This window comes from Streptococcus saliviloxodontae, from assembly GCF_016908655.1.
In the GTDB taxonomy this organism is placed as follows: domain Bacteria; phylum Bacillota; class Bacilli; order Lactobacillales; family Streptococcaceae; genus Streptococcus; species Streptococcus saliviloxodontae.
Genome location: NZ_JAFBEI010000032.1, coordinates 1 through 20,655, shown reverse-complemented (window position 1 = coordinate 20,655; position 20,655 = coordinate 1). Strand labels below are relative to the sequence as shown.

21 protein-coding genes and 1 riboswitch are annotated in these 20,655 nt (G+C 39.1%); of the genes, 19 read left to right on the top strand and 2 right to left on the bottom strand.

Translation table 11 applies throughout. From position 1 onward, the window contains the following. The first annotated feature begins 107 nt into the window (after positions 1–107). The 6 genes from JOC31_RS07615 to JOC31_RS07590 all read left to right on the top strand — a co-directional run bounded on the left by JOC31_RS07615 (position 108) and on the right by JOC31_RS07590 (position 3,513). Positions 108–947 carry a DegV family protein gene (locus JOC31_RS07615; RefSeq protein WP_205017564.1) on the top strand — a complete coding sequence of 280 codons (840 nt, stop codon included), beginning with the start codon at positions 108–110 and terminating at the stop codon, positions 945–947. Continuing rightward, complete coding sequence (locus tag JOC31_RS07610; protein ID WP_205017563.1) at positions 940–1,779, top strand: SGNH/GDSL hydrolase family protein; 840 nt, start codon at positions 940–942, stop codon at positions 1,777–1,779. Before JOC31_RS07615 ends, JOC31_RS07610 begins: the two co-directional genes overlap by 8 nt. Further along, positions 1,757–2,353, top strand: a complete 597-nt coding sequence (locus JOC31_RS07605; RefSeq protein ID WP_205017562.1) for a YpmS family protein — start codon at positions 1,757–1,759, stop codon at positions 2,351–2,353. Before JOC31_RS07610 ends, JOC31_RS07605 begins: the two co-directional genes overlap by 23 nt. A gap of 100 nt (positions 2,354–2,453) precedes the next feature. Further along, complete coding sequence (locus JOC31_RS07600; RefSeq protein ID WP_205010052.1) at positions 2,454–2,729, top strand: HU family DNA-binding protein; 276 nt, start codon at positions 2,454–2,456, stop codon at positions 2,727–2,729. 142 nt (positions 2,730–2,871) lie between these two features. Further along, positions 2,872–3,312: a Fur family transcriptional regulator gene (locus JOC31_RS07595; protein WP_205017573.1), complete on the top strand. Its 441-nt coding sequence runs from the start codon at positions 2,872–2,874 to the stop codon at positions 3,310–3,312. Positions 3,313–3,321: 9 nt separating this feature from the next. Further along, complete coding sequence (locus JOC31_RS07590) at positions 3,322–3,513, top strand: hypothetical protein (RefSeq protein WP_205017561.1); 192 nt, start codon at positions 3,322–3,324, stop codon at positions 3,511–3,513. Positions 3,514–3,577: 64 nt separating this feature from the next. Here JOC31_RS07590 and JOC31_RS07585 read toward each other — a convergent pair whose 3' ends face one another. Further along, positions 3,578–4,516 (bottom strand): dihydroorotate oxidase, encoded by a 939-nt coding sequence (locus tag JOC31_RS07585; protein WP_205017560.1) that lies wholly within the window; start codon positions 4,514–4,516, stop codon positions 3,578–3,580. A gap of 261 nt (positions 4,517–4,777) precedes the next feature. Here JOC31_RS07585 and JOC31_RS07580 point away from each other — a divergent pair, with 261 nt between their 5' ends. From JOC31_RS07580 to JOC31_RS07530, 11 genes are all read left to right on the top strand, one after another. Next, positions 4,778–5,470, top strand: coding sequence for a phosphoglycerate mutase (locus JOC31_RS07580; RefSeq protein WP_205017559.1), 693 nt, complete (start codon positions 4,778–4,780; stop codon positions 5,468–5,470). An 80-nt stretch (positions 5,471–5,550) separates the two neighbouring features. After that, entirely contained in the window at positions 5,551–5,931 is a 381-nt protein-coding gene (locus JOC31_RS07575; protein ID WP_205017558.1) for a VOC family protein, read from the top strand. A 239-nt stretch (positions 5,932–6,170) separates the two neighbouring features. Next, positions 6,171–6,701: a transcription repressor NadR gene (locus JOC31_RS07570; RefSeq protein WP_205017557.1), complete on the top strand. Its 531-nt coding sequence runs from the start codon at positions 6,171–6,173 to the stop codon at positions 6,699–6,701. 157 nt (positions 6,702–6,858) lie between these two features. Next, on the top strand, positions 6,859–7,404 hold the full coding sequence (locus tag JOC31_RS07565; RefSeq protein ID WP_205017556.1) for a hypothetical protein: 546 nt from the start codon (positions 6,859–6,861) through the stop codon (positions 7,402–7,404). A gap of 176 nt (positions 7,405–7,580) precedes the next feature. Then, positions 7,581–9,665: a penicillin-binding protein PBP2B gene (gene pbp2b, locus JOC31_RS07560; protein WP_205017555.1), complete on the top strand. Its 2,085-nt coding sequence runs from the start codon at positions 7,581–7,583 to the stop codon at positions 9,663–9,665. Between the two features lie 14 nt (positions 9,666–9,679). After that, positions 9,680–10,276 carry a recombination mediator RecR gene (recR, locus tag JOC31_RS07555; protein ID WP_205017554.1) on the top strand — a complete coding sequence of 199 codons (597 nt, stop codon included), beginning with the start codon at positions 9,680–9,682 and terminating at the stop codon, positions 10,274–10,276. 378 nt (positions 10,277–10,654) lie between these two features. Beyond that, on the top strand, positions 10,655–11,701 hold the full coding sequence (locus JOC31_RS07550; protein ID WP_205017553.1) for a D-alanine--D-alanine ligase: 1,047 nt from the start codon (positions 10,655–10,657) through the stop codon (positions 11,699–11,701). A 150-nt stretch (positions 11,702–11,851) separates the two neighbouring features. Next, complete coding sequence (locus tag JOC31_RS07545; protein ID WP_205017552.1) at positions 11,852–13,225, top strand: UDP-N-acetylmuramoyl-tripeptide--D-alanyl-D-alanine ligase; 1,374 nt, start codon at positions 11,852–11,854, stop codon at positions 13,223–13,225. Between the two features lie 241 nt (positions 13,226–13,466). After that, positions 13,467–14,609, top strand: a complete 1,143-nt coding sequence (locus JOC31_RS07540) for a hypothetical protein (RefSeq protein WP_205017551.1) — start codon at positions 13,467–13,469, stop codon at positions 14,607–14,609. Positions 14,610–14,765: 156 nt separating this feature from the next. Next, positions 14,766–16,310, top strand: coding sequence for a peptide chain release factor 3 (locus tag JOC31_RS07535; protein WP_205017550.1), 1,545 nt, complete (start codon positions 14,766–14,768; stop codon positions 16,308–16,310). 193 nt (positions 16,311–16,503) lie between these two features. Next, positions 16,504–17,292 (top strand): hypothetical protein, encoded by a 789-nt coding sequence (locus JOC31_RS07530; RefSeq protein WP_205017549.1) that lies wholly within the window; start codon positions 16,504–16,506, stop codon positions 17,290–17,292. A gap of 182 nt (positions 17,293–17,474) precedes the next feature. Here JOC31_RS07530 and thiT read toward each other — a convergent pair whose 3' ends face one another. Then, positions 17,475–18,050, bottom strand: a complete 576-nt coding sequence (gene thiT / locus JOC31_RS07525; protein WP_205017548.1) for an energy-coupled thiamine transporter ThiT — start codon at positions 18,048–18,050, stop codon at positions 17,475–17,477. A 90-nt stretch (positions 18,051–18,140) separates the two neighbouring features. Further along, a riboswitch (TPP riboswitch) is annotated at positions 18,141–18,238 on the bottom strand. A 104-nt stretch (positions 18,239–18,342) separates the two neighbouring features. Here thiT and JOC31_RS07520 point away from each other — a divergent pair. Then, positions 18,343–18,723, top strand: a complete 381-nt coding sequence (locus JOC31_RS07520; RefSeq protein ID WP_205017547.1) for a PH domain-containing protein — start codon at positions 18,343–18,345, stop codon at positions 18,721–18,723. A 230-nt stretch (positions 18,724–18,953) separates the two neighbouring features. Further along, entirely contained in the window at positions 18,954–20,540 is a 1,587-nt protein-coding gene (gene cshA, locus JOC31_RS07515) for a degradosome RNA helicase CshA (protein ID WP_205017546.1), read from the top strand. The last annotated feature ends 115 nt before the right edge of the window (positions 20,541–20,655 follow it).

Sequence of the window (20,655 nt, the reverse complement as noted above, 5' to 3'; positions counted from 1 at the left end):
AATCAGATGCTTGGTAGCTTTTTAGTTGAATAAATTTTGCTTTATTTATCAAAGGGTGTTAGAATAGAAAAAAAGGAATAACTTAAAAATTAGAAGTAGGAAAAAATATGAGTAAAATTAAGATTCTTACAGATTCATCTGTAACAATTGAACCAGAGTTGGTAGAAGCTTTAGATATTACCGTTGTTCCTTTATCAGTTATGATTGATGGAACGCTTTATTCAGATGCTGATTTGAAAGAAGAAGGTAAGTTTCTTAACTTGATGAAAGCATCTAAAAGCTTACCAAAAACCAGTCAGCCTCCAGTTGGTTTATTTGCAGAGACCTATGAGCGTTTGATGGCTGAAGGTGCAGAGCATGTGGTTGCCATCCACATCACCCACTCTTTATCTGGAACTGTCGAAGCCTCTCGACAAGGTTCCAATATTGCTGGCGTGCCAGCAACTATTATTGACTCGACATTTACAGACCAATCAATGAAGTTCCAGGTTGTTGAAGCTGCAAAAGTTGCTCAAGCAGGAGGTAGCTTAGAAGACGTCTTAGCTAAGATTGAGGAAGTTCGTCAAAAATCAGAGCTTTTTATCGGTGTTTCAACACTTGAGAATCTTGTTAAAGGTGGACGTATCGGTCGTGTAACAGGGGTTATTAGTTCTCTTTTGAACATTCGTGTTGTCATGGAATTAAAGAATCAAGAGTTGCAGACTGTTTTGAAGGGGCGCGGTTCTAAAACCTTTATGAAGTGGTTGGATAGTTTTATTGCTAATATTGGTGACCGCAAAATTGCAGAGCTTGGGATTTCTTATGCAGGAAAAAATAGCTTGGCACTAACGTTGAAAGAAAAGCTTCAACCTTATGTGTCACAAGATATTGCTGTTTTAGAGACAGGCTCTATCATTCAAACACACACAGGTGAAGATGCCTTTGCTGTTATGGTACGATATGAATAAAGCGTTAAAATGGAAAGGGCTTACTGTATTTTTAGTAAGTCTTTGTTTATTTAGTCTTGTTTTTTGGTTACTTTTTCCAACGGTTACTTCTGATACTAAAAAATCAACTGGTTCTCAGTCAGCAAAAGGAGAGACGCTTCACTATCTAGCATTGGGTGATTCTTTAACCGAAGGAGTAGGAGATTCGACTCAGTCAGGTGGCTTCGTTCCTTTATTATCTCATCAGCTTGAAGAGAAATATGACTACCGAGTCAAGTCTGATAATTATGGTGTTTCTGGCAATACTAGCCAGCAGATTCTGAAACGGTTGCGAAAGGATAAACAACTAAAGCAAGCACTTCAATCAGCGGATTTTATGACTCTGACAGTAGGTGGAAATGACCTTATGGCAGTGGCACGAAAATCGTTAGAAGACCTAACTGTTGATAGTTTCGATGAGCCAGCAAAATCTTATCAAGACAGATTGCGTCAACTAATTGAGTTAGCGAGGTTTGATAATCCAGATCTTCCAATTTATCTTGTGGGCATTTACAATCCTTTTTATAAAGTATTGCCTGATACAGAGCGTCTAGAAACGATCGTCTCCAACTGGAATCAAGCCAGTCAAGAGGTTACCAAAGAGTACAAAAAAGTCTATTTTGTCACGGTGGATCAGGTGCTTTACGATGGTATGGATGGTCAAATCGGTACAGGAAATGAGAAGAGTGACAGTTCTCAAACAGAGAATGCTGTCTTGTATGACGGAGATCATTTTCATCCCAATAATACAGGCTACCAACTCATCGCTAACCAAATCATGGAGAAAATCAATGAAACAAAACAAGAATGGTAATTTGATTTGGAAATGGGCTTTTCTAATTTTACTTGCCTTAAACCTCTCCTTGGTAGCAGTGGTTACCGTTAAGGTCATGTTACCGAGAGAAAGCCTTCAAACAAGCAACCCCAAACAATCAAGTATAGAAGTTGGTAGTTTTGAGACCACCCGAGAACATGTTAATCAGACAGTGGCTAGTTACTTGAAAGCCTATCAAACGGATCAGTTAAGTTACTCCTTTACAGCGACAGCAACTAACATTGTTTTTGGAGGAAGCTATCGCTTACTTGGTTATGATGTTCCCCTTCATCTTAATATGACACCGATGGTTTTAAAAAACGGTGATATAAGACTTAGAGTGACTTCGGTTTCAGTAGGGAGTCTGGGATTGCCTAAGAAACAGGTCCTTCGTTACTTAACCTCGAGCTATAAGCTACCTTCGTTTGTAGTGATCGATTCTAAAAAAGCTGTCATTACTCTCGATTTAGATAAGATATCAGACCAATCGGATATCTATTTGAAAGCAAATCAGATTGATCTTTCAGGCAACCATCTGAAATTTACAATCTATAAGAAAAATCCTTCAAACTAATGTCTAATACTTGACCTAAAGTTAAATTTTAGATATGATAGAGACTGTTCAAATAAAGCAGTAATGCTTAATTTTACTAATAAATGGAGGATTTGTTAACATGGCTAACAAACAAGATTTGATTGCTAAAGTTGCTGAAGCAACTGAGCTTACTAAAAAAGATTCTGCAGCAGCAGTTGATGCTGTTTTCGAAGCAATCGAAGCATTCCTTGCAGAAGGTGAAAAAGTTCAATTGATTGGCTTTGGTAACTTTGAAGTTCGTGAACGCGCAGCTCGTAAAGGTCGTAACCCACAAACTGGTGAAGAAATCTCAATTGCTGCTTCAAAAGTTCCTGCTTTTAAAGCTGGTAAAGCACTTAAAGATGCAGTAAAATAAAACTGCTAAAAAAGACCGCTCGTCAGTTGATTCAGCTGAGTGAGAAGGTCTTTTTTTATTATGAAAAATAGTGTATACTTAGGGTAGTACTATGTAAAGGAGGGATGTTTCCGTGGAGTGGTCTTTAGATATTCAAGAAGGGATGCAAAATACTTATAATCATGTTTTGCTACACTTGAGGGAAAAACATATTCGTATTACTGAAACACGTAAGGCTATCATAGCTTATATGATCAATTCGCATCATCACCCAAGTGCCGAACAAATCTACAAGGATCTCTTGCCGATGTATCCTAATCTAAGCCTTGCAACTGTCTATAATAATCTCAAAGTTTTAGTAAAAGAAGGCTTTGTAGTTGAAATAAAGCTAACAAACGATAATACCTCATATTTTGATTTTATGGATTCGAACCATCCTCACGTGGTTTGTGAAAAGTGTGGTAAGATTACAGATATTACCGTTGTTCCGATTTCTGATTTGAAAGAAGAAGCTGAGCAACAATCGGGCTATCAGATTACGAAGACACAGGTATTGATCTATGGTGTCTGTCCTGATTGCCAAGAGCATCGTTACTACCATTAGGAGGTTAGGATGACTGTTTTACAGATAATTATTGTAGCTTTGTTAGTTTTTACAGCTTTCAAGCTGGTAGGTCTTTTTGCCTTATCAAAAGCTATGAAACCAAGTCAAGCAGAAGTTGAGGCGGCTAAAAACAGAAGCCAAGAAGAGATCAACAAGTTAAATGAAGAGTATGACCAAAAGCAAGATGGAAAACTCTTTTAAATACATTAAAAGGCTGGGATTTTGTCCCAGCCTTTGATTTATCCTTGTTTAGGAGATGTAGTGATTAAGCTTCGATATAGTTGAGTTTACCACGGAAGTCTTCAATCTTTTCGTAGCCTTTTTCTGACATGATAGCCTTTAGTTCGTTAGTAATTCGCTCAAAAATAGCAGGTCCTTCTTGATGAAGAGCTGTTCCGATTTGAACCATGCTTGCTCCACAGAGGATGTGTTCAAAAGCATCACGTCCTGACTTGACGCCGCCTGTTCCGATGATTTGGATACTTGGATTGAGGCGTTGGTAGAAGGCGTGGACGTTGGCCAGAGCAGTTGGCTTGATGTAATCTCCGCCAATACCGCCAAAACCATTTTTAGGTCTGATAAGGACAGTTTCATCATCAATGACTAAGCCATTCCCGATTGAGTTAACACAGTTAACAAAAGTAAGAGGAAACTGATTAAAGACAGCGGCTGCTTGGTCAAAGTGAACAATATCAAAGTAAGGAGGTAGCTTTACCCCAAGTGGTTTCGTGTAGTAGGAGAAAACTTCAGTTAGGATTTCGGTTGTTGTTTCAAAATCATAAGCAATCTGTGGTTTTCCAGGAACGTTTGGACAAGAGAGATTGAGTTCAACAAGTCCTGTATAATCAGATGCTTCTACTTGTTTAAGGATAGTATGTGTTTCTGCTGGTGATAGTCCAACTAGAGAAAGAAAATGGTTCTTGCTATTTGGTTGATTTTGAAGCTCAGTAACATAGTCTAAATAATAATCGAATCCCTTGTTTGGAAGTCCCATAGAGTTGATTGAACCTAGAAGTGTATCAGCGTAGCGTGGCTCAGGATTGCCGTCTCTTGCTTCAAGAGTTCCTGTTTTTGTGACGAAAGACCCTGCAAGAGAAGCGTCAATCTCAGCTAATTCTTCTCTTGTCATGCAGTAGACACCTGCAGCGTTCATAAGACAGTTATCGAAATCAAAATTTCCGATTTTAGTAGCGGTTGAAACCATGAGATTCTCCTTTTTGGCAAATTTTTTTAATTTTAACATGACTAATCATATAAATCAAGTAAAATCCGAATAATATTTTTTGTTTTAAAAATAAAGTTTCTGTTTTAAGAGGTTGACCTCCTATTATGAATCGGTGAAAACGAATTTATCTGATAAAATCCATGTAATAGATGGGGAAATACTAGCTTTTTTTAAGGATTTTGGGTAGAATAGTAAGGGTAATGGGTTTTAGCCCAAAATTAAAAAGGAGTACCAAAACACATGGTAAAATTGGTTTTTGCTCGCCACGGTGAGTCAGAATGGAACAAAGCTAACCTCTTCACTGGTTGGGCTGACGTAGATCTTTCAGAAAAAGGAACTCAACAAGCTATTGACGCTGGTAAATTGATCAAAGAAGCAGGTATCGAATTTGACCTTGCTTTCACATCAGTTCTTAAACGTGCTATCAAGACAACTAACCTTGCTCTTGAAGCATCAGATCAACTTTGGGTACCAGTTGAAAAATCATGGCGCTTGAACGAACGTCACTACGGTGGTTTGACAGGTAAAAACAAAGCAGAAGCTGCTGAACAATTTGGTGATGAGCAAGTTCACATCTGGCGTCGTTCATATGATGTATTGCCTCCAGATATGGCTAAAGATGACGAGCACTCAGCACACACTGATCGTCGTTACGCATCACTTGATGATTCTGTTATCCCAGATGCAGAAAACTTGAAAGTTACTTTGGAACGTGCCCTTCCTTTCTGGGAAGATAAAATCGCTCCAGCTCTTAAAGATGGTAAAAATGTTTTCGTTGGCGCACACGGTAACTCAATCCGCGCTCTTGTAAAACACATCAAAGGACTTTCAGACGACGAAATCATGGACGTTGAAATTCCAAACTTCCCACCACTTGTATTCGAATTTGACGAAAAATTGAACGTTACAAACGAATACTACCTTGGTAAATAATTAAAAAGAGAGCTATTTGCTCTCTTTTTATACTTTTATATGATAAAATGAGCCTTATCGATTAGAAGGTAGGAAAAAAGATGGTTCAGTCAATGTGGTTGAATTTTGCGACGAAATCAGTTGCAGATACAGGAAAATTCTTTAGAAAACTTGGTTTTGAGGTGTCTTATCCTCAGGGGGAAGATGGTCCCATCGTGGACGTTCGTCTAGGGAAAAATGGGCAGATTGTTTATTTTGCCGAGGATGTTTTTGCGATGATGGCTCCTTTTCAAGCGTCTACAACTGAAGTTCTGGTCAGTATGGATGTAGCGACTCCTAATGAAGTAGAGGTTTTCCTTGATAAGGTAGCTGAAGCAGGTGGATGTGTCAACTCTCCAGCAGGTGATCGAGGAGGAATCTTTGGTGGTGCTTTTGAAGACTTGGACGGACATCATTTTACTATTATCGTAATGCCGGACTAAAAACGACACTTAGGTGGTGTTGAGGGATTATCTGACAAAAACAACTTTCAATGAGTTTTGAAAAATGCTGGATAGTTTTATATGATAGTGAACATTGTTTTTGAAGACTCTAAAACAGTTTTAGAGAGAAAGGTTGAGACGAGAGTCCTACCTTTTTTGCTTTTTATCTTGTAATCGTTTCAATGATTATAATTTATGATATGATGACAGTAATGGTATGAAAGGAAGGCAGCAGAGTTATGGATAAAAAATTAAAGGCGGAACAACGTCGTCAGGTGATTCTAGAGCAGTTAAAAGAGAGAAGTCAGCCAATTTCAGCTAGTAAATTAGCAGCGACATTGGGTGTCAGCCGTCAAATTATTGTTGGAGATGTTGCTCTTCTTAGAGCTAATGGTCAAGATATTTTATCAACTCCTAGAGGTTACATTTTTTCACAAGCTTTGCCATTGAGTCAGTATATAGGAAAAGTGGTTTGTCACCATAGTCGAGAAGAGACAGCTCAAGAGTTAGCTGTTATCATCGAGGAAGAAGCTATTTTGGTTGATGTAGAGATAGAGCATCCTGTCTATGGTATGTTGACAGCTCCTTTAAATATCAGTAAGAAAACGGATGTTGACTATTTTTTATCTAAGTTGGAGGTATCTCAAGCAGAGCTTCTATCGACTTTAACGCAAGGTGTGCATCTTCATACACTCTCTTGTCGCGATGAGGCCCATTTTGAAGCTGTTAAATCACGGCTTGAAGAGGAAGGTTTCTTGTATAAAGATTGATAAGGGAATAGAGCTTATTAGAACCTAGGAGATGAGTTGGCTAAAAGAGATTTCCTTAAAAACCATTCTAAAATCTATTTATAACATATAGGTGTCTTGACACCTGTATGTTATTTTCTTATAATTAGGGCAATTACATGATACCTAAGGAGATTTTATGAGAAATTCATCAAGTAGACGGTTGACCATAACGGCTATATTAACAGCATTTGGCATTTTGATTCCCCTAATCATGCCAGTGAAAGTTATTATTGGACCGGCATCTTTTACGCTTGCTAGCCATGTTCCTTTATTTTTAGCTATCTTTATCTCACCCTTTGTAACCATCTTGGTGGGATTAGGGACAGCGTTTGGTTTCTTGTTAGCCGGCTTTCCTATAGTGATTGTTCTTAGAGCCTTGTCCCATCTACTCTTTGCTATCATTGCGGCCATAGTGATAAAAAAATATCCCAACTGCCTACAAAATCCGATGAGGTGCTTTCTGTTTGCAGTCTTGGTCAATCTCTTACATGGTTTAGCGGAGTTTGCAGTTGTCTATCTTTTGACAGTAACTTCTACAAGTAGTTTGACTTATCTTCTGTCATTGTTGATCTTGATAGGATTAGGCTCCTTGGTTCATGGGACGATTGATTTTTATTTGGCTTATTTGCTCTGGCGTCTGCTTAGAGACAGAGTAGGACTATCTCTTTCTTTGGAAAAATAGCAGTGCTAATTAACTATGGGTTAGGTCTTATCTTGATAGGTCAATAGAGGCTGGTTTGCTCTTGTGAGACAGTCTCTTTTTTGTGTCTAAAAATAGGAAAAATCACTTCTATTTTAAGATGTTTTCTTTTAAAATGTGATAAAATAGTAGATAAAGTTTTTCAATTTGAGGAAGTCATGTTTACAAAAAAACAATCTGAAAAAATTGCTCAAATACCTAGAGCATCTAGGATGTTTAAGCGATTTTATTTATTATTCGGCATTATCATTGTCCTATTTTTATCTTTGATTGGGCGGCTAGCTTATATGCAGCTGTATCATAAGTCCTTTTATACGAGTAAATTAGGAAGTAGTTCGACTTATAAGGTATCAACAGGGTCTGAGCGTGGTGAGATTTACGATGCTAAGGGAGTTGCTTTAGTTAAAAATACAATTAGTGAGGCAGTTGCATTCACGCGCGGGAATACGATGACCTCAGAAGATATTAAAAAATTAGCGCAGGAGCTGTCACAGTTAATTACGCTATCTGATACGGACGTCACGACTCGTGAAAAGAAAGACTACTACTTGGCAGATCCAGAACAGTATCGTAAAGTAGTGGCTAAGTTACCAAATAAGAAGAAGTACGACAATTATGGCAACAGTTTATCGGAATCAACGATTTATGCTAATGCTGTTGAAGCTGTTTCGGATGACGATATTAACTACTCAGAGGATGAGTTGAAAATTATTCATATTTTCAGTCAGATGAACGGAACCTCCCTCTTTAATACTACTACTTTGGATTCTGAGGATCTTACGGATGAGCAAGTTGCCATCGTCACTGCCAAACAGTCCCAACTATCAGGGATTTCAGTAACCAAGGCTTGGCAACGCTCCGTGACAGATACAGGTCTATCATCAATCATAGGAACGGTATCGTCATCTAAGTCAGGACTTCCAGAAGAAGATGCTAGTAGTTACTTAGCCAAAGGTTACTCACTTAACGACCGTGTGGGAACGTCTTATCTGGAGAAGGCCTATGAAGATACCTTACAAGGTAGTCATACCAAACAGGAAATCACGGTTAATTCCAAAGGTAAGGTGACCAAAACCAAAACAACCTCTGTTGGTAGTAAGGGAAAGAATATTAAATTAACCATTAATCTGGATTTTCAAGAACAGGTTGAAAATATCCTCCAAAATTATTACAGCAGTCAAGTGTCTTCAGGGATAGCCGCTTACTCAGAAGGTATCTACGCTGTCGCTATTGAACCAAGCACGGGTTCAATCTTAGCAATGGCAGGCCTATCGCATGAGACAAATTCTTCCGAGGTAAAAAGCGATGCTTTGGGGACAATCACTCAAGTCTTCACCCCAGGATCAGTTGTCAAAGGGGCAACACTGGCATCAGGATGGGAAAACAAGGTCCTATCTGGCAATGAGGTTCTCTATGATCAGAGTTTACTTGGTATCAGATCTTGGTTTACCTATGGTAAGACACCAATCACAGCAACCCAAGCGTTAGAGTATTCTTCAAATACTTATATGGTTCAAATAGCGCTCAAGTTGACTGGTCAAGAGTACACGACAGCTGATGCAGTTACGACAGATAATTTTAAATCGGCTATGAAAGAACTGCGTTCAACCTATGCTGAGTTTGGTATGGGAACAAGTACTGGACTAGATATTCCAGAATCAGAAGGTTACTTACCGACTGACTATAACTTTTCAAATATGATTTCGGAATCCTTTGGTCAATATGATAACTACACAACGATGCAGTTGGCACAGTATGCAGCAACAGTGGCTAATAATGGGAAACGCCTAGCAACTCACTTAGTAGAAGGTATCTATGATAACGATGATCAGGGTAACCTAGGAAACATTACTCAAAAGATTGAACCAAAGACTTTAAATGAAGTTGCTATTTCGTCTGATGAAATGAAGCTTATCCAAACAGGTTTCTATAATGTGGTTAACAGTGGTAGTGGCTATGCAACTGGTACTGCCATGAGAGGTGGCTATACGACTATCAGCGGTAAGACAGGTACTGCAGAAACTTATGCGACAGACAGTAATGGTAACACAGTGGCTACCGTTAATTTGAATGTTGTGGCCTATGATGCGGATAGATCGATTGCAGTTGCAGTGATGTACCCACACGCTAACAACGATGATAGTAAGGCACATCAATATATTGCTCGGGATATTATTAATCTGTATGTCTCATCATATGCCAATAGCAGTTCTGAGCAAGATAGTTCAGATTCAGAAGAGTAAGAAAGGAAGATACTGTGCTTTATCCAACACCAATTGCAAAATTAATTGAAAGTTTTTCAAAATTACCAGGTATTGGTATCAAAACAGCCACTCGCCTTGCTTTCTATACGATTGGAATGAGCGATGAAGATGTTAATGAGTTTGCAAAGAATTTATTGTCTGCCAAGCGTGAATTAACCTATTGCTCGGTTTGTGGTAATCTAACAGATGATGACCCTTGTAATATTTGTACAGATGCGACAAGAGATTTATCCACTATCTTAGTTGTTGAAGAGTCAAAAGATGTCTCAGCAATGGAAAAAATTCAAGAATATCATGGTCTTTACCATGTCTTGCATGGCTTGATTTCACCGATGAATGGTGTTAGCCCAGATGATATTAATCTAAAAACTTTGATTACTCGTTTGATGGATACAGAGGTTAAAGAGGTTATTATCGCAACTAATGCAACGGCAGATGGTGAAGCAACGTCAATGTATATCTCGAGAGTACTTAAACCGGCTGGCATTAAGGTTACTCGACTGGCACGTGGTTTGGCTGTCGGTTCAGATATTGAGTATGCTGATGAGGTCACTTTACTCCGAGCGATTGAAAACCGTACAGAGTTATAAGAGCGACATTAAGCTACTGTGATTGCTTAAAATAGCCAAGAAAAAAATCATAAATAAAGATAGAGCGATCTGTCTTAATCGTTTAAAAAAACAGTCTGTTTCAAGGCTGTTTTTTTGTTGCTTAGTTTTAGTAGGTATCGGTGAGGTCAGTTTTTACGTCTTCTGACAGGTGATAGTTTTCTTGCAGAGTTATCTTAATCTCCTTATTTTATCAGACTATCTTTAAGGGTTAAATGGAGACCACTTCGATAAAAAGTCTGATAGCTTCTTTTGAAAAAGAAGTTTATTTATAGTATAATGGATAAGATTTGAAGCAAAGAATCACATGAGAAAGGAAGGGTGTTTGGGATGCTATCCCTAGAACACCTTAGTATAAAGATGTCAAAACAAACCCTAGTTTTATTATATGGCGGTCGTTCTGCTGAACGTGAAGTGTCAGTATTGTCTGCTGAAAGTCTGATACGTGCAATCAACTATGATCATTATTTGGTTAAGACTTACTTTATCACACAAAAGGGTGATTTTGTTAAAACGCAAGAGTTTTCAAGCCTCCCAAAAGATGATGACAAGTTGATGACTAATGAAACTGTTGATCTTGCAAAAGTTATCAAGCCAAGTGATATTTATGAAGAAAATGCTGTTGTTTTCCCTGTCCTTCATGGTCCTATGGGAGAGGATGGCTCTATTCAAGGATTTTTAGAAGTTCTAAGAATGCCTTATGTAGGGACTAATATCCTTTCTTCTAGTGTCGCTATGGATAAGATTACAACAAAACATGTTCTTGAATCTGCTGGAGTACCTCAGGTGGCTTACACGGTTTATATTGAAGGGCAAGATTTAGAAAACAGTATTCGTGAAACTTTAGACAAATTAAAGTTTCCAATCTTTGTCAAGCCTGCTAATATGGGATCTTCAGTCGGTATTTCAAAGGCTGAGGATGAAAAGAGTTTACGTGATGCGATTGCACTTGCCCTTAAGTATGATAGCCGTATTTTGATTGAGCAAGGTGTTGTGGCACGTGAAATAGAAGTCGGTCTTCTTGGAAATAGTGATGTCAAAACAACTGAAGCTGGTGAAGTTATTAAAGATGTTGCCTTTTATGACTATAAAGCCAAGTATATTGACAATAAAATTACCATGGCAATTCCAGCACACATTGATGGCGAAGTGATGACTAAGATGCGTCAATATGCTGAGGCAGCCTTTCGTGCTATTGGTGGTTGTGGCCTATCACGTTGTGATTTCTTTTTGACTGAGGATGGTTCAATCTACCTCAATGAGTTGAATACGATGCCAGGTTTCACACAATGGTCAATGTATCCTCTTCTTTGGGAAAATATGGGCTTGTCTTACTCAGATTTAATTGAGGAATTGGTTCGCCTAGCTCAAGAAATGTATGATAAGCGTGAAAGTCACCTGATCTAAGTTAGGTTAGATGTCGAAAAAACTTAGGATAGCTATCTATTAGAAAATCAAAAGAGGTCGGTAATAAGCGCCAACCTCTTTTGACGGTAAAAATACTGCAAAACATAAAAAGGAGAGAGGTCTCTCTAAGAGTTAGACCTACAGCATGATATGAAATTAAGTCTACATGAAGTTGCTCGTGTTGTTGGAGCAAAAAATAATTGGTCTGATTTTGACGATCTGACGCTAGCAGATATTGAATTTGATTCTCGAAAAATCAAGGAAGGTGATCTCTTTTTACCCTTAAAAGGCGAAAGAGATGGGCATGACTTTATTCAAAAAGCTTTTGATAATGGGGCTTGTGCGACCTTTTCAGAAAAATCTCTTGATATAGAGCGTCCTTATCTTTTAGTTGATGATGCTTTGAAAGCTTTCCAGGATTTAGCAGCTTATTATCTTGAAAGAAGCGGTGTTGATGTTATTGCGGTAACAGGCTCTAACGGTAAAACGACGACCAAGGATATGATTCATGATATCTTAGCCACAACTTACAAGACCTATAAAACGCAAGGAAATTATAATAACGAAATTGGCTTGCCTTATACAGTTCTACATATGCCAGATGAGACCGAAAAAATCGTTCTTGAGATGGGGCAAGATCATATGGGAGATATTGCTTTATTGTCCGAGCTTGCCAAGCCTCAAATTGCGGTAGTAACCTTGGTTGGTGAAGCTCACTTAGAATTTTTTGGTAGTCGTGAAAAGATTGCTGAAGGCAAGATGCAAATCACAGATGGTATGGATTCGCATGGTATTCTTCTTGTACCGAATGATACCATCATAGATCCTTATTTACCAGATAATATCAAAACGATTCGTTTTGGCAGCGATGCAGAGCTAAGGGTTACAGAGTTGAGTGAGCAAAAGACATCCTTGACCTTTAAGACGAATTTTATGGACCAGCCAATGACATTACCAGTGACTGGAAAATACAATGCTACCAATGCTATGGTTGCAGCCTATGTTGGGCGTTTGTCTTCTGTTCCTGATCAGTTAATTATTTCTGCGCTAGAAAATTTGAATTTGACACGTAATCGTACCGAGTGGAAAAAAGCAGCAAATGGAGCAGATCTGCTATCAGATGTTTACAATGCGAATCCAACAGCTATGAAGTTGATTTTGGAGACTTTTGCAGCGATTCCAGCAAACGAAGGTGGGAAAAAAATAGCCTTGCTAGCAGATATGAAAGAGCTAGGCGAACAATCGGTTCAACTTCATACGAATCTTATCATGAGTTTAACACCAGATACCATCGATACGCTTGTCTTTTACGGAGAGGATATTGCAGAGTTGGCTCAACTGGCGAGTCAGATGTTTCCAATCGGTCATGTTTATTTCTTCAAGAAGAATGAGGAAGAAGACCAGTTTGAAGACTTACTGTCAAAACTAAAAGAAATGTTACAACCAAAGGATCAACTTTTGCTAAAAGGTAGCCATTCGATGAATCTATCAAAAGTTGTTGAAGAGTTGGAGTCAGGGAATTAATCTTTAGATGAAATGTCTTTTATGATAAAGAGAAAGCTGACCTATGAGGGTGGAGTTTGATATCCAACCTCTTTTATTGTGGGGCTTTGCTAGAAGTTTTAAGTTGTAGCCTCATTATTTACAAAAGAAACTATCACAATCATCAAAAAGAAAAACAGAAGGAGAAAGCATGTCCCGGTCAATAGCAGAACGTTTTAAGGTTAGCTGGAGGAGTATTAACTGGTATTACCTAGCGTACTCGGTGGCTTTTTTAGTAGCATTTGCTGTTTATTTTCTGAAGAGATACCTACCAAATGAAAATGTCAGCACTTATTTTATTTTGTCAATTACGATGAGCAGTCTCGTTTTTGCATGGGATATTTATAGGCGAGGTTGGAATAGAGAAACGGTACTAGCTATCATTGCTGCAGTGGCATACGTTATCATCTTACCGGTTCACTATTACACCAGGGACTCTATATCGACTTTTTCAGTGCTGTCATTCTTTTTCTTGTCAGTTGCAGTAGACCAAGAGGACCGTCATCTGGTTCAGGTTGTTTTTTATACCAAGCTCTTACTGGGAATCGCTGTACTGACGCTATTTGACCTAGGTATTTTTCAAGATTTTTTAACTTACCGTTCAGGTGAAGTTGAAGAAAAAGTAAGGCATTCCTTTGGTTTTGGCCATCCCAATTCTTTAGGAATGTATATGGTTGTTTTGCTGATGGACTACTTCTTGATGATGCGAAAAGAGAAGGTTAGTTTTTTAGCTTACCTGATGGGCTTTGGCTTTTCCTTATTGATTTTTGCGGCTAGCGATTCAAAATTAAGTTTAATGGTAGGACTCCTTGTTCTGGGAATTAGTTTGCTGAAACAGAGGTTGAATCGTATTGTTATCAAAGGTCAGCTACTGTTTTCAGGGATTATGATAGCTTACCTCTTGGGAATTTTGCTATCATTTAGTTATCAAGAAAATATCCCTTTCTTCACCTCACTTAATGCCTTGTTCACAGGTCGCTTAAAGTATGCCCATCAATACATGGTGACCTACGGTCTTCATCTATTTTCAAATGATTACCCGTCATTGTACAGTTATGGTGTCATGTTAGCCAATGAAAACTTTTATGTGGATAGCTTGTTAAGAAATGGTCTTGTTTTGTATCTATTCTATCCTTTCATGATGTGGCTACAAATTGAGCGTAAGCAGTTTAGTCTGTACTATGTTTGCTTAACAATGCTTTGCTTTTTCTTGGCAATGGTTGAGGATTATGGAGCCAGTGTTTTGATGATGACACCGCTCTTATTCAATTATTTTGGTAGAGATCAGGACGAAGTATCACTGGTATCTGACTCCACACCACTGTGGCAGAAAGTTAAACATTTCTTTGATAGGAGAGGGCAGTAAGGTTTGCCAGAATGTTTCTTTTTAGCTATAATAAAAGAGTTGTCAGTGCGCAGCTCTTTTTTATGTGTGCTGAAAAATCTAAGGAGAATACCAATGTAAGCTCAATCATTTTGACGATGCACCGCTATTATCAATACAAGAAAAGAAAGAAATGTTATGACTATTCAAGACGAAATTAAGAAACGCCGAACGTTTGCCATCATCTCTCACCCGGATGCTGGTAAGACAACAATCACTGAGCAATTGCTCTATTTTGGGGGTGAGATCCGTGAGGCAGGTACTGTTAAAGGGAAAAAAACAGGGAACTTTGCCAAATCTGACTGGATGGATATTGAGAAACAACGTGGTATCTCTGTAACCTCATCTGTTATGCAGTTTGACTATGCAGGAAAACGTGTCAATATCCTTGATACACCAGGGCACGAGGACTTCTCAGAGGATACTTACCGTACCTTGATGGCGGTGGATGCAGCTGTCATGGTCGTTGACTCTGCCAAGGGTATTGAGGCTCAGACTAAAAAACTCTTTGAGGTTGTCAAACACCGTAACATTCCCGTTTTTACCTTTATCAATAAAATTGACCGTGATGGGCGTGAGCCACTTGACCTTTTGGAAGAACTGGAAGAAGTGCTAGGTATCGCAAGCTATCCCATGAACTGGCCTATCGGTATGGGGAAAGCCTTTGAGGGACTTTATGACCTCCACAATGAGCGTTTGGAACTCTACAAGGGTGATGAGCGCTTTGCAACTATTGAAGAAGGGGATAGCCTTTTTGCCAGCAACCCTTTCTATGAACAAGTTAAAGAAGATATTGAGCTATTGAGCGAAGCTGGAAACGAATTTTCAGAAGAGGCTATCTTGGCTGGAGATTTGACACCTGTTTTCTTTGGTTCAGCTCTTACTAACTTTGGGGTACAGACTTTCCTCGATACTTTCTTGGAATTTGCACCAGAGCCACACGGTCACAAGACAACAGACGATGACCTGATTGACCCGCTCGACAAAGACTTTTCAGGATTTGTCTTTAAAATCCAAGCTAACATGGATCCGCGTCACCGTGACCGCATCGCTTTTGTCCGTATCGTTTCAGGTGAGTTTGAGCGTGGTATGTCTGTCAATTTGACACGCACAGGCAAGGGTGCTAAGCTCTCAAACGTGACGCAGTTTATGGCGGAGTCTCGCGAAAATGTGGAAAATGCTGTCGCTGGAGACATTATCGGGGTATATGACACAGGAACTTACCAAGTTGGTGATACTTTGACAGTTGGTAAAAATAAGTTTGAATTCGAGCCTCTACCAACCTTCACACCAGAAATTTTCATGAAAGTTTCTGCAAAAAATGTCATGAAACAAAAATCATTCCATAAAGGAATTGAGCAATTGGTTCAAGAAGGCGCTATCCAGCTTTATAAAAATTACCAAACGGGTGAGTATATGCTTGGGGCTGTTGGTCAATTGCAGTTTGAAGTCTTCAAACATCGTATGGAAGGCGAGTACAACGCAGAAGTTGTTATGACACCGATGGGTAAAAAGACGGTACGCTGGATTAAACCTGAAGACCTTGATGAACGCATGAGTTCTAGCCGTAATATCTTGGCTAAAGACCGTTTTGACCAACCTGTCTTCCTCTTTGAAAATGATTTCGCCCTTCGCTGGTTTGCGGATAAATACCCAGATGTCGCACTTGAAGAGAAAATGTAATTAATAGACTAAAGAGACTGAAAAGTTAAGGTTTGATCTTCCTGTAACATAGAACAAGATAAAAAGGCTTAGAGTAACTCTGTTAAGAAGATGCTATAAGCCTTTTATTATTTGTCTTTTCATTTGATTAAGTAATTAATTGACAATTCTAATATTTTATTTTATAATGTATGCAGAAAAAAAGGAGGAAATTATGAAAAAGAAATGGTTAAGATTTGGGATAGTGGGTGCTGTCTTGGCTACGGCTCTAGTAGCTACTAATGATGTCAAGGCAGATACCGCCATCTACCGCCTCTACAATCCTAGTTTAAAAGAGCATCTTTTTACTGCAGATCAGAATGAATACAATGTTCTGGCATCAAGGGGATGGAGTCAAGAAGGACAATCTTGGATTGCACCTGATGAAGGAGTAGCGGTTACACGATTATATAGTAAAATCACTCATAAACACCTTTATACAACAGATGCTAATGAAATTATGGTTTTAACAGCTAGTGGAGCATGGACTCAAGATGCTATGAGCTTCTATTCTGGAGGTAGTATTCCGATTTATCGTCTGTATCATGCTGGTATTCAGACACATCTCCTAACAGCGGATACTAATGAATATTCTGTCTTGTCTGGAGCTTGGAATCCAGAAGGAATTAAACTATATGCCAAATTGCTACCAGGCCAATCGACCCAAACGGTTAATCCATTTTTAGTTGGTACATGGACAAATGATTTGGGACAGAGTTTGACTGTTTCAGCTGATGGATCAGTTGTTGATTCCTATTCTGGCGCAACTGCTCAAGTCACTGTAAAATCAGTTAGCCAATCTGGAGTTATCGAGGGTGGCGTGTCATCTGGTTATGGTATTTACGCTATTCCAGCTAATGTCACTGATCCTGTGTACTCAAGTGTTGATAGCCGAGATCGTATCATCGCAGGTCAAGGTGTTCAAGCCAGTGTTGCGGATGCTCACCCATATTATCGTAATTAGTTTTTTAACTTTATCAGAAGAATCTGGTAAAGTTTTTTGATTATAACCTTCTTGAGTGTCAATTGTGGAGCAAATTCATATCTTTTTATTGCATTCAGACTAAGGATAGACCTATACGGTAACTAAAAACCCTTTTACTGGATTAATCAGTAAAAGGGTTGTATTAGGTGTGATTTACATTCTTAGTTTTTGGTATCAAGTAAGCGATACATGAAAGGAGAGAGTACCCAGATGACGATAACGCAAGCAATGGTTTCCCCTAGCCAAGAGCTACCATTGATGTAAAACGAATAGTAAACAGCGCTTTGCCCTTTTGGCGCATAAGACCCCCAGAAGATGATACCCGCGATAAAATGGATAATGTAGCGACTGAGCGTTCCAATAAGAACACCTAACATGCTAAAGATAAGCAGTTTGATTCTTTGGTGGGCTTGCCTGGCAGAATCAATGGCAGGTTTAACAAAACCAGCAAAGCCAATGAGAGAAAATGCGACGAAATACTCTAAGAAACCTTGGAATAAGTTAAGGAATCCACTGGCAGCTTGTCCAGTAATGATTTGGAGAAGTCCCCAAAGGAATCCTGAAAGCATACCAGCCTTGGTACCCCAACGAAAGGTAACAATGAAGATAGGAACCATTTTAAATGAGTAGGAAATCCAAGGACCAATTTGCATTGGTTGGGTGAAGACATCTAAAATATAAGCGAGAGTAGCAAAAAGCGATACCTCGGCTAATAAACGAATATTTGTTTTTTTCATAAAAAACCTCCTGGCCCCAATTGATGAATTGTAGGCATCTATAGTATTGCCACAATCAAAACATCAAAAGGAATCAGGAGTGCTCTGATCTCTTTAATATGTGCACATCCCTCCGCAAGTCTTAACTTGATCAGGTAGTAAGAGTTTAGGAAATCCAGTCTCAGCGTGAAGCTCCTCTTGTGACAATTGCTATTATAATATAGGATTACTTTTTTTGCAAGCGCTTTTACAGTTTTTTATTGCGATTAAGGGTGAGAACTGTTATAGTAATAAAAAATGGAGGATAGCAATAATGGGAATTTTATCAGGTATAATAGGTAACGCTTCTCACAAGGATAGTCGTAAAGTGGAACAACAACTTGAGACTATCTTGATTCCTGGAGAACAAGTTAACTTAGCTTTCAGTCTTGTTCGCGATTTAATTGTTTTTACGGATAAACGTTTGATTTTGGTTGATATTCAGGGGGTAACTGGGAAGAAAACGTCCTATAAGTCACTTCCTTATCGTTCCATCTCACGATTTACAGTAGAAACTTCTGGGCACTTTGACTTGGATGCAGAATTGAAAATTTGGGTTTCATCTGCTTTAGAACCAGCAGAAGTGCTTCAATTTAAGAGTGATCAAAGTGTCGTTGAGATTCAACAAGCCCTAGCTGCGGCTGTATTAAGGTAGTTTGTATTTTTAAAAGCACAGCATATTAACGAACCTAATAATAAAAGAGCCTCTAGGCTCTTTTATTATTAGTATGTGAAAGCGTAATCCAGTTAAAATAAGATAAATCTCAACGTTTTATTTTTTATTGTGTTATAATAGATAGGTTGTCAAAACAATACCTACTAGATTGTCTAGTAAGATTATGCTCAATAGGGCAGCTTCGCACTGCCTTTAGAAAGAAGAAACAATTGAAATTTACAGAATTAAACTTATCAGAAGACATCCAATCAGCTGTTGTAGCGGCTGGTTTTGAAAAACCATCACCGATTCAAGAGTTGACAATTCCTCTTGCACTCGAAGGTAAAGATGTTATTGGGCAAGCTCAGACAGGTACTGGGAAAACCGCTGCCTTTGGTTTGCCGACACTTGATAAAATTGATACCGATAGAAATCTTGTCCAAGCGCTTGTTATTGCCCCAACACGTGAATTGGCAGTTCAGTCTCAAGAAGAACTCTTCCGTTTTGGACGTGATAAAGGGGTTAAGGTCCGTTCCGTTTATGGTGGTTCATCCATTGAAAAACAAATCAAAGCCCTTCGCTCAGGTGCTCATATCGTTGTTGGAACACCAGGTCGTCTCTTGGACTTGATTAAACGCAAGGCTTTGAAATTGCAAGATGTTGAAACGCTTATCTTGGATGAGGCTGATGAGATGCTTAACATGGGCTTCCTTGAAGACATCGAAGCCATCATCTCACGTGTACCAGAAGAGCGTCAGACCCTTCTTTTCTCAGCAACAATGCCAGATGCCATCAAGCGCATCGGTGTTAAATTTATGAAAGACCCTGAGCACGTTAAAATCGAAGCCAAGGAATTGACTAACGTTAACGTTGACCAGTACTATATCCGTGTCAAAGAACAAGAAAAATTTGATACCATGACTCGCCTCATGGATGTTGACCAACCTGAGTTATCAATCGTTTTTGGTCGTACCAAACGCCGTGTGGATGAGTTGACGCGTGGTCTTAAATTACGTGGTTTCCGTGCAGAAGGTATCCATGGAGACCTTGACCAAAACAAACGTCTTCGTGTTATTCGTGATTTTAAAAATGATCAAATTGATATCCTCGTTGCAACTGATGTGGCAGCGCGTGGTCTTGATATCTCTGGTGTCACTCACGTTTATAACTACGATATTCCACAAGATCCAGAAAGTTATGTTCACCGTATCGGTCGTACAGGTCGTGCTGGTAAGTCTGGTCAGTCAATCACTTTTGTCTCACCAAACGAGATGGGCTACCTTACCATTATTGAAAACTTGACCAAAAAACGCATGAAAGGTCTCAAGCCTGCAACAGCAGAAGAGGCTTTCCAAGCTAAGAAAAAAGTTGCTCTTAAAAAGATTGAGCGTGACTTTGCGGATGACAATGTACGTGCTAACTTTGATAAATTCAAAGGTGATGCTGTTAAACTAGCTCAAGAATTCACACCAGAAGAGCTTGCCCTCTATATCCTTAGCTTGACAGTACAAGACCCAGACACTATGCCAGAAGTTGAGATTGCGCGTGAAAAACCATTACCGTTCAAACCATCAGGTGGTGGATTTGGTGGCAAAGGTAAAGGTGGTCGTGGTAATCGTGACCGCAACCGTGGTGGTCGTGATAATGACCGTCGTGGCGATCGTCGCCGTGATGATCGTGACGGTGGACGCCGTGATTTCAAGCGTACCTCAAACAAAAATAAAAAAGACTTTCAAAATAAAGACAACAAACGCCCACACCGCACCTCAAGCGAGAAGAAAAATGGCTTTGTTATCCGTAACAAGGGAGATAAGTAGATAGTCCTTCTCTAAAAGGCGGCTCTTCGTCAACTGTAGTGGGTTGACTTATAATCAGCAGCGAGAGAGAATCAGATTGGTTCTCTCTTTTTGCATGTTTAAAGCGATGAGAATC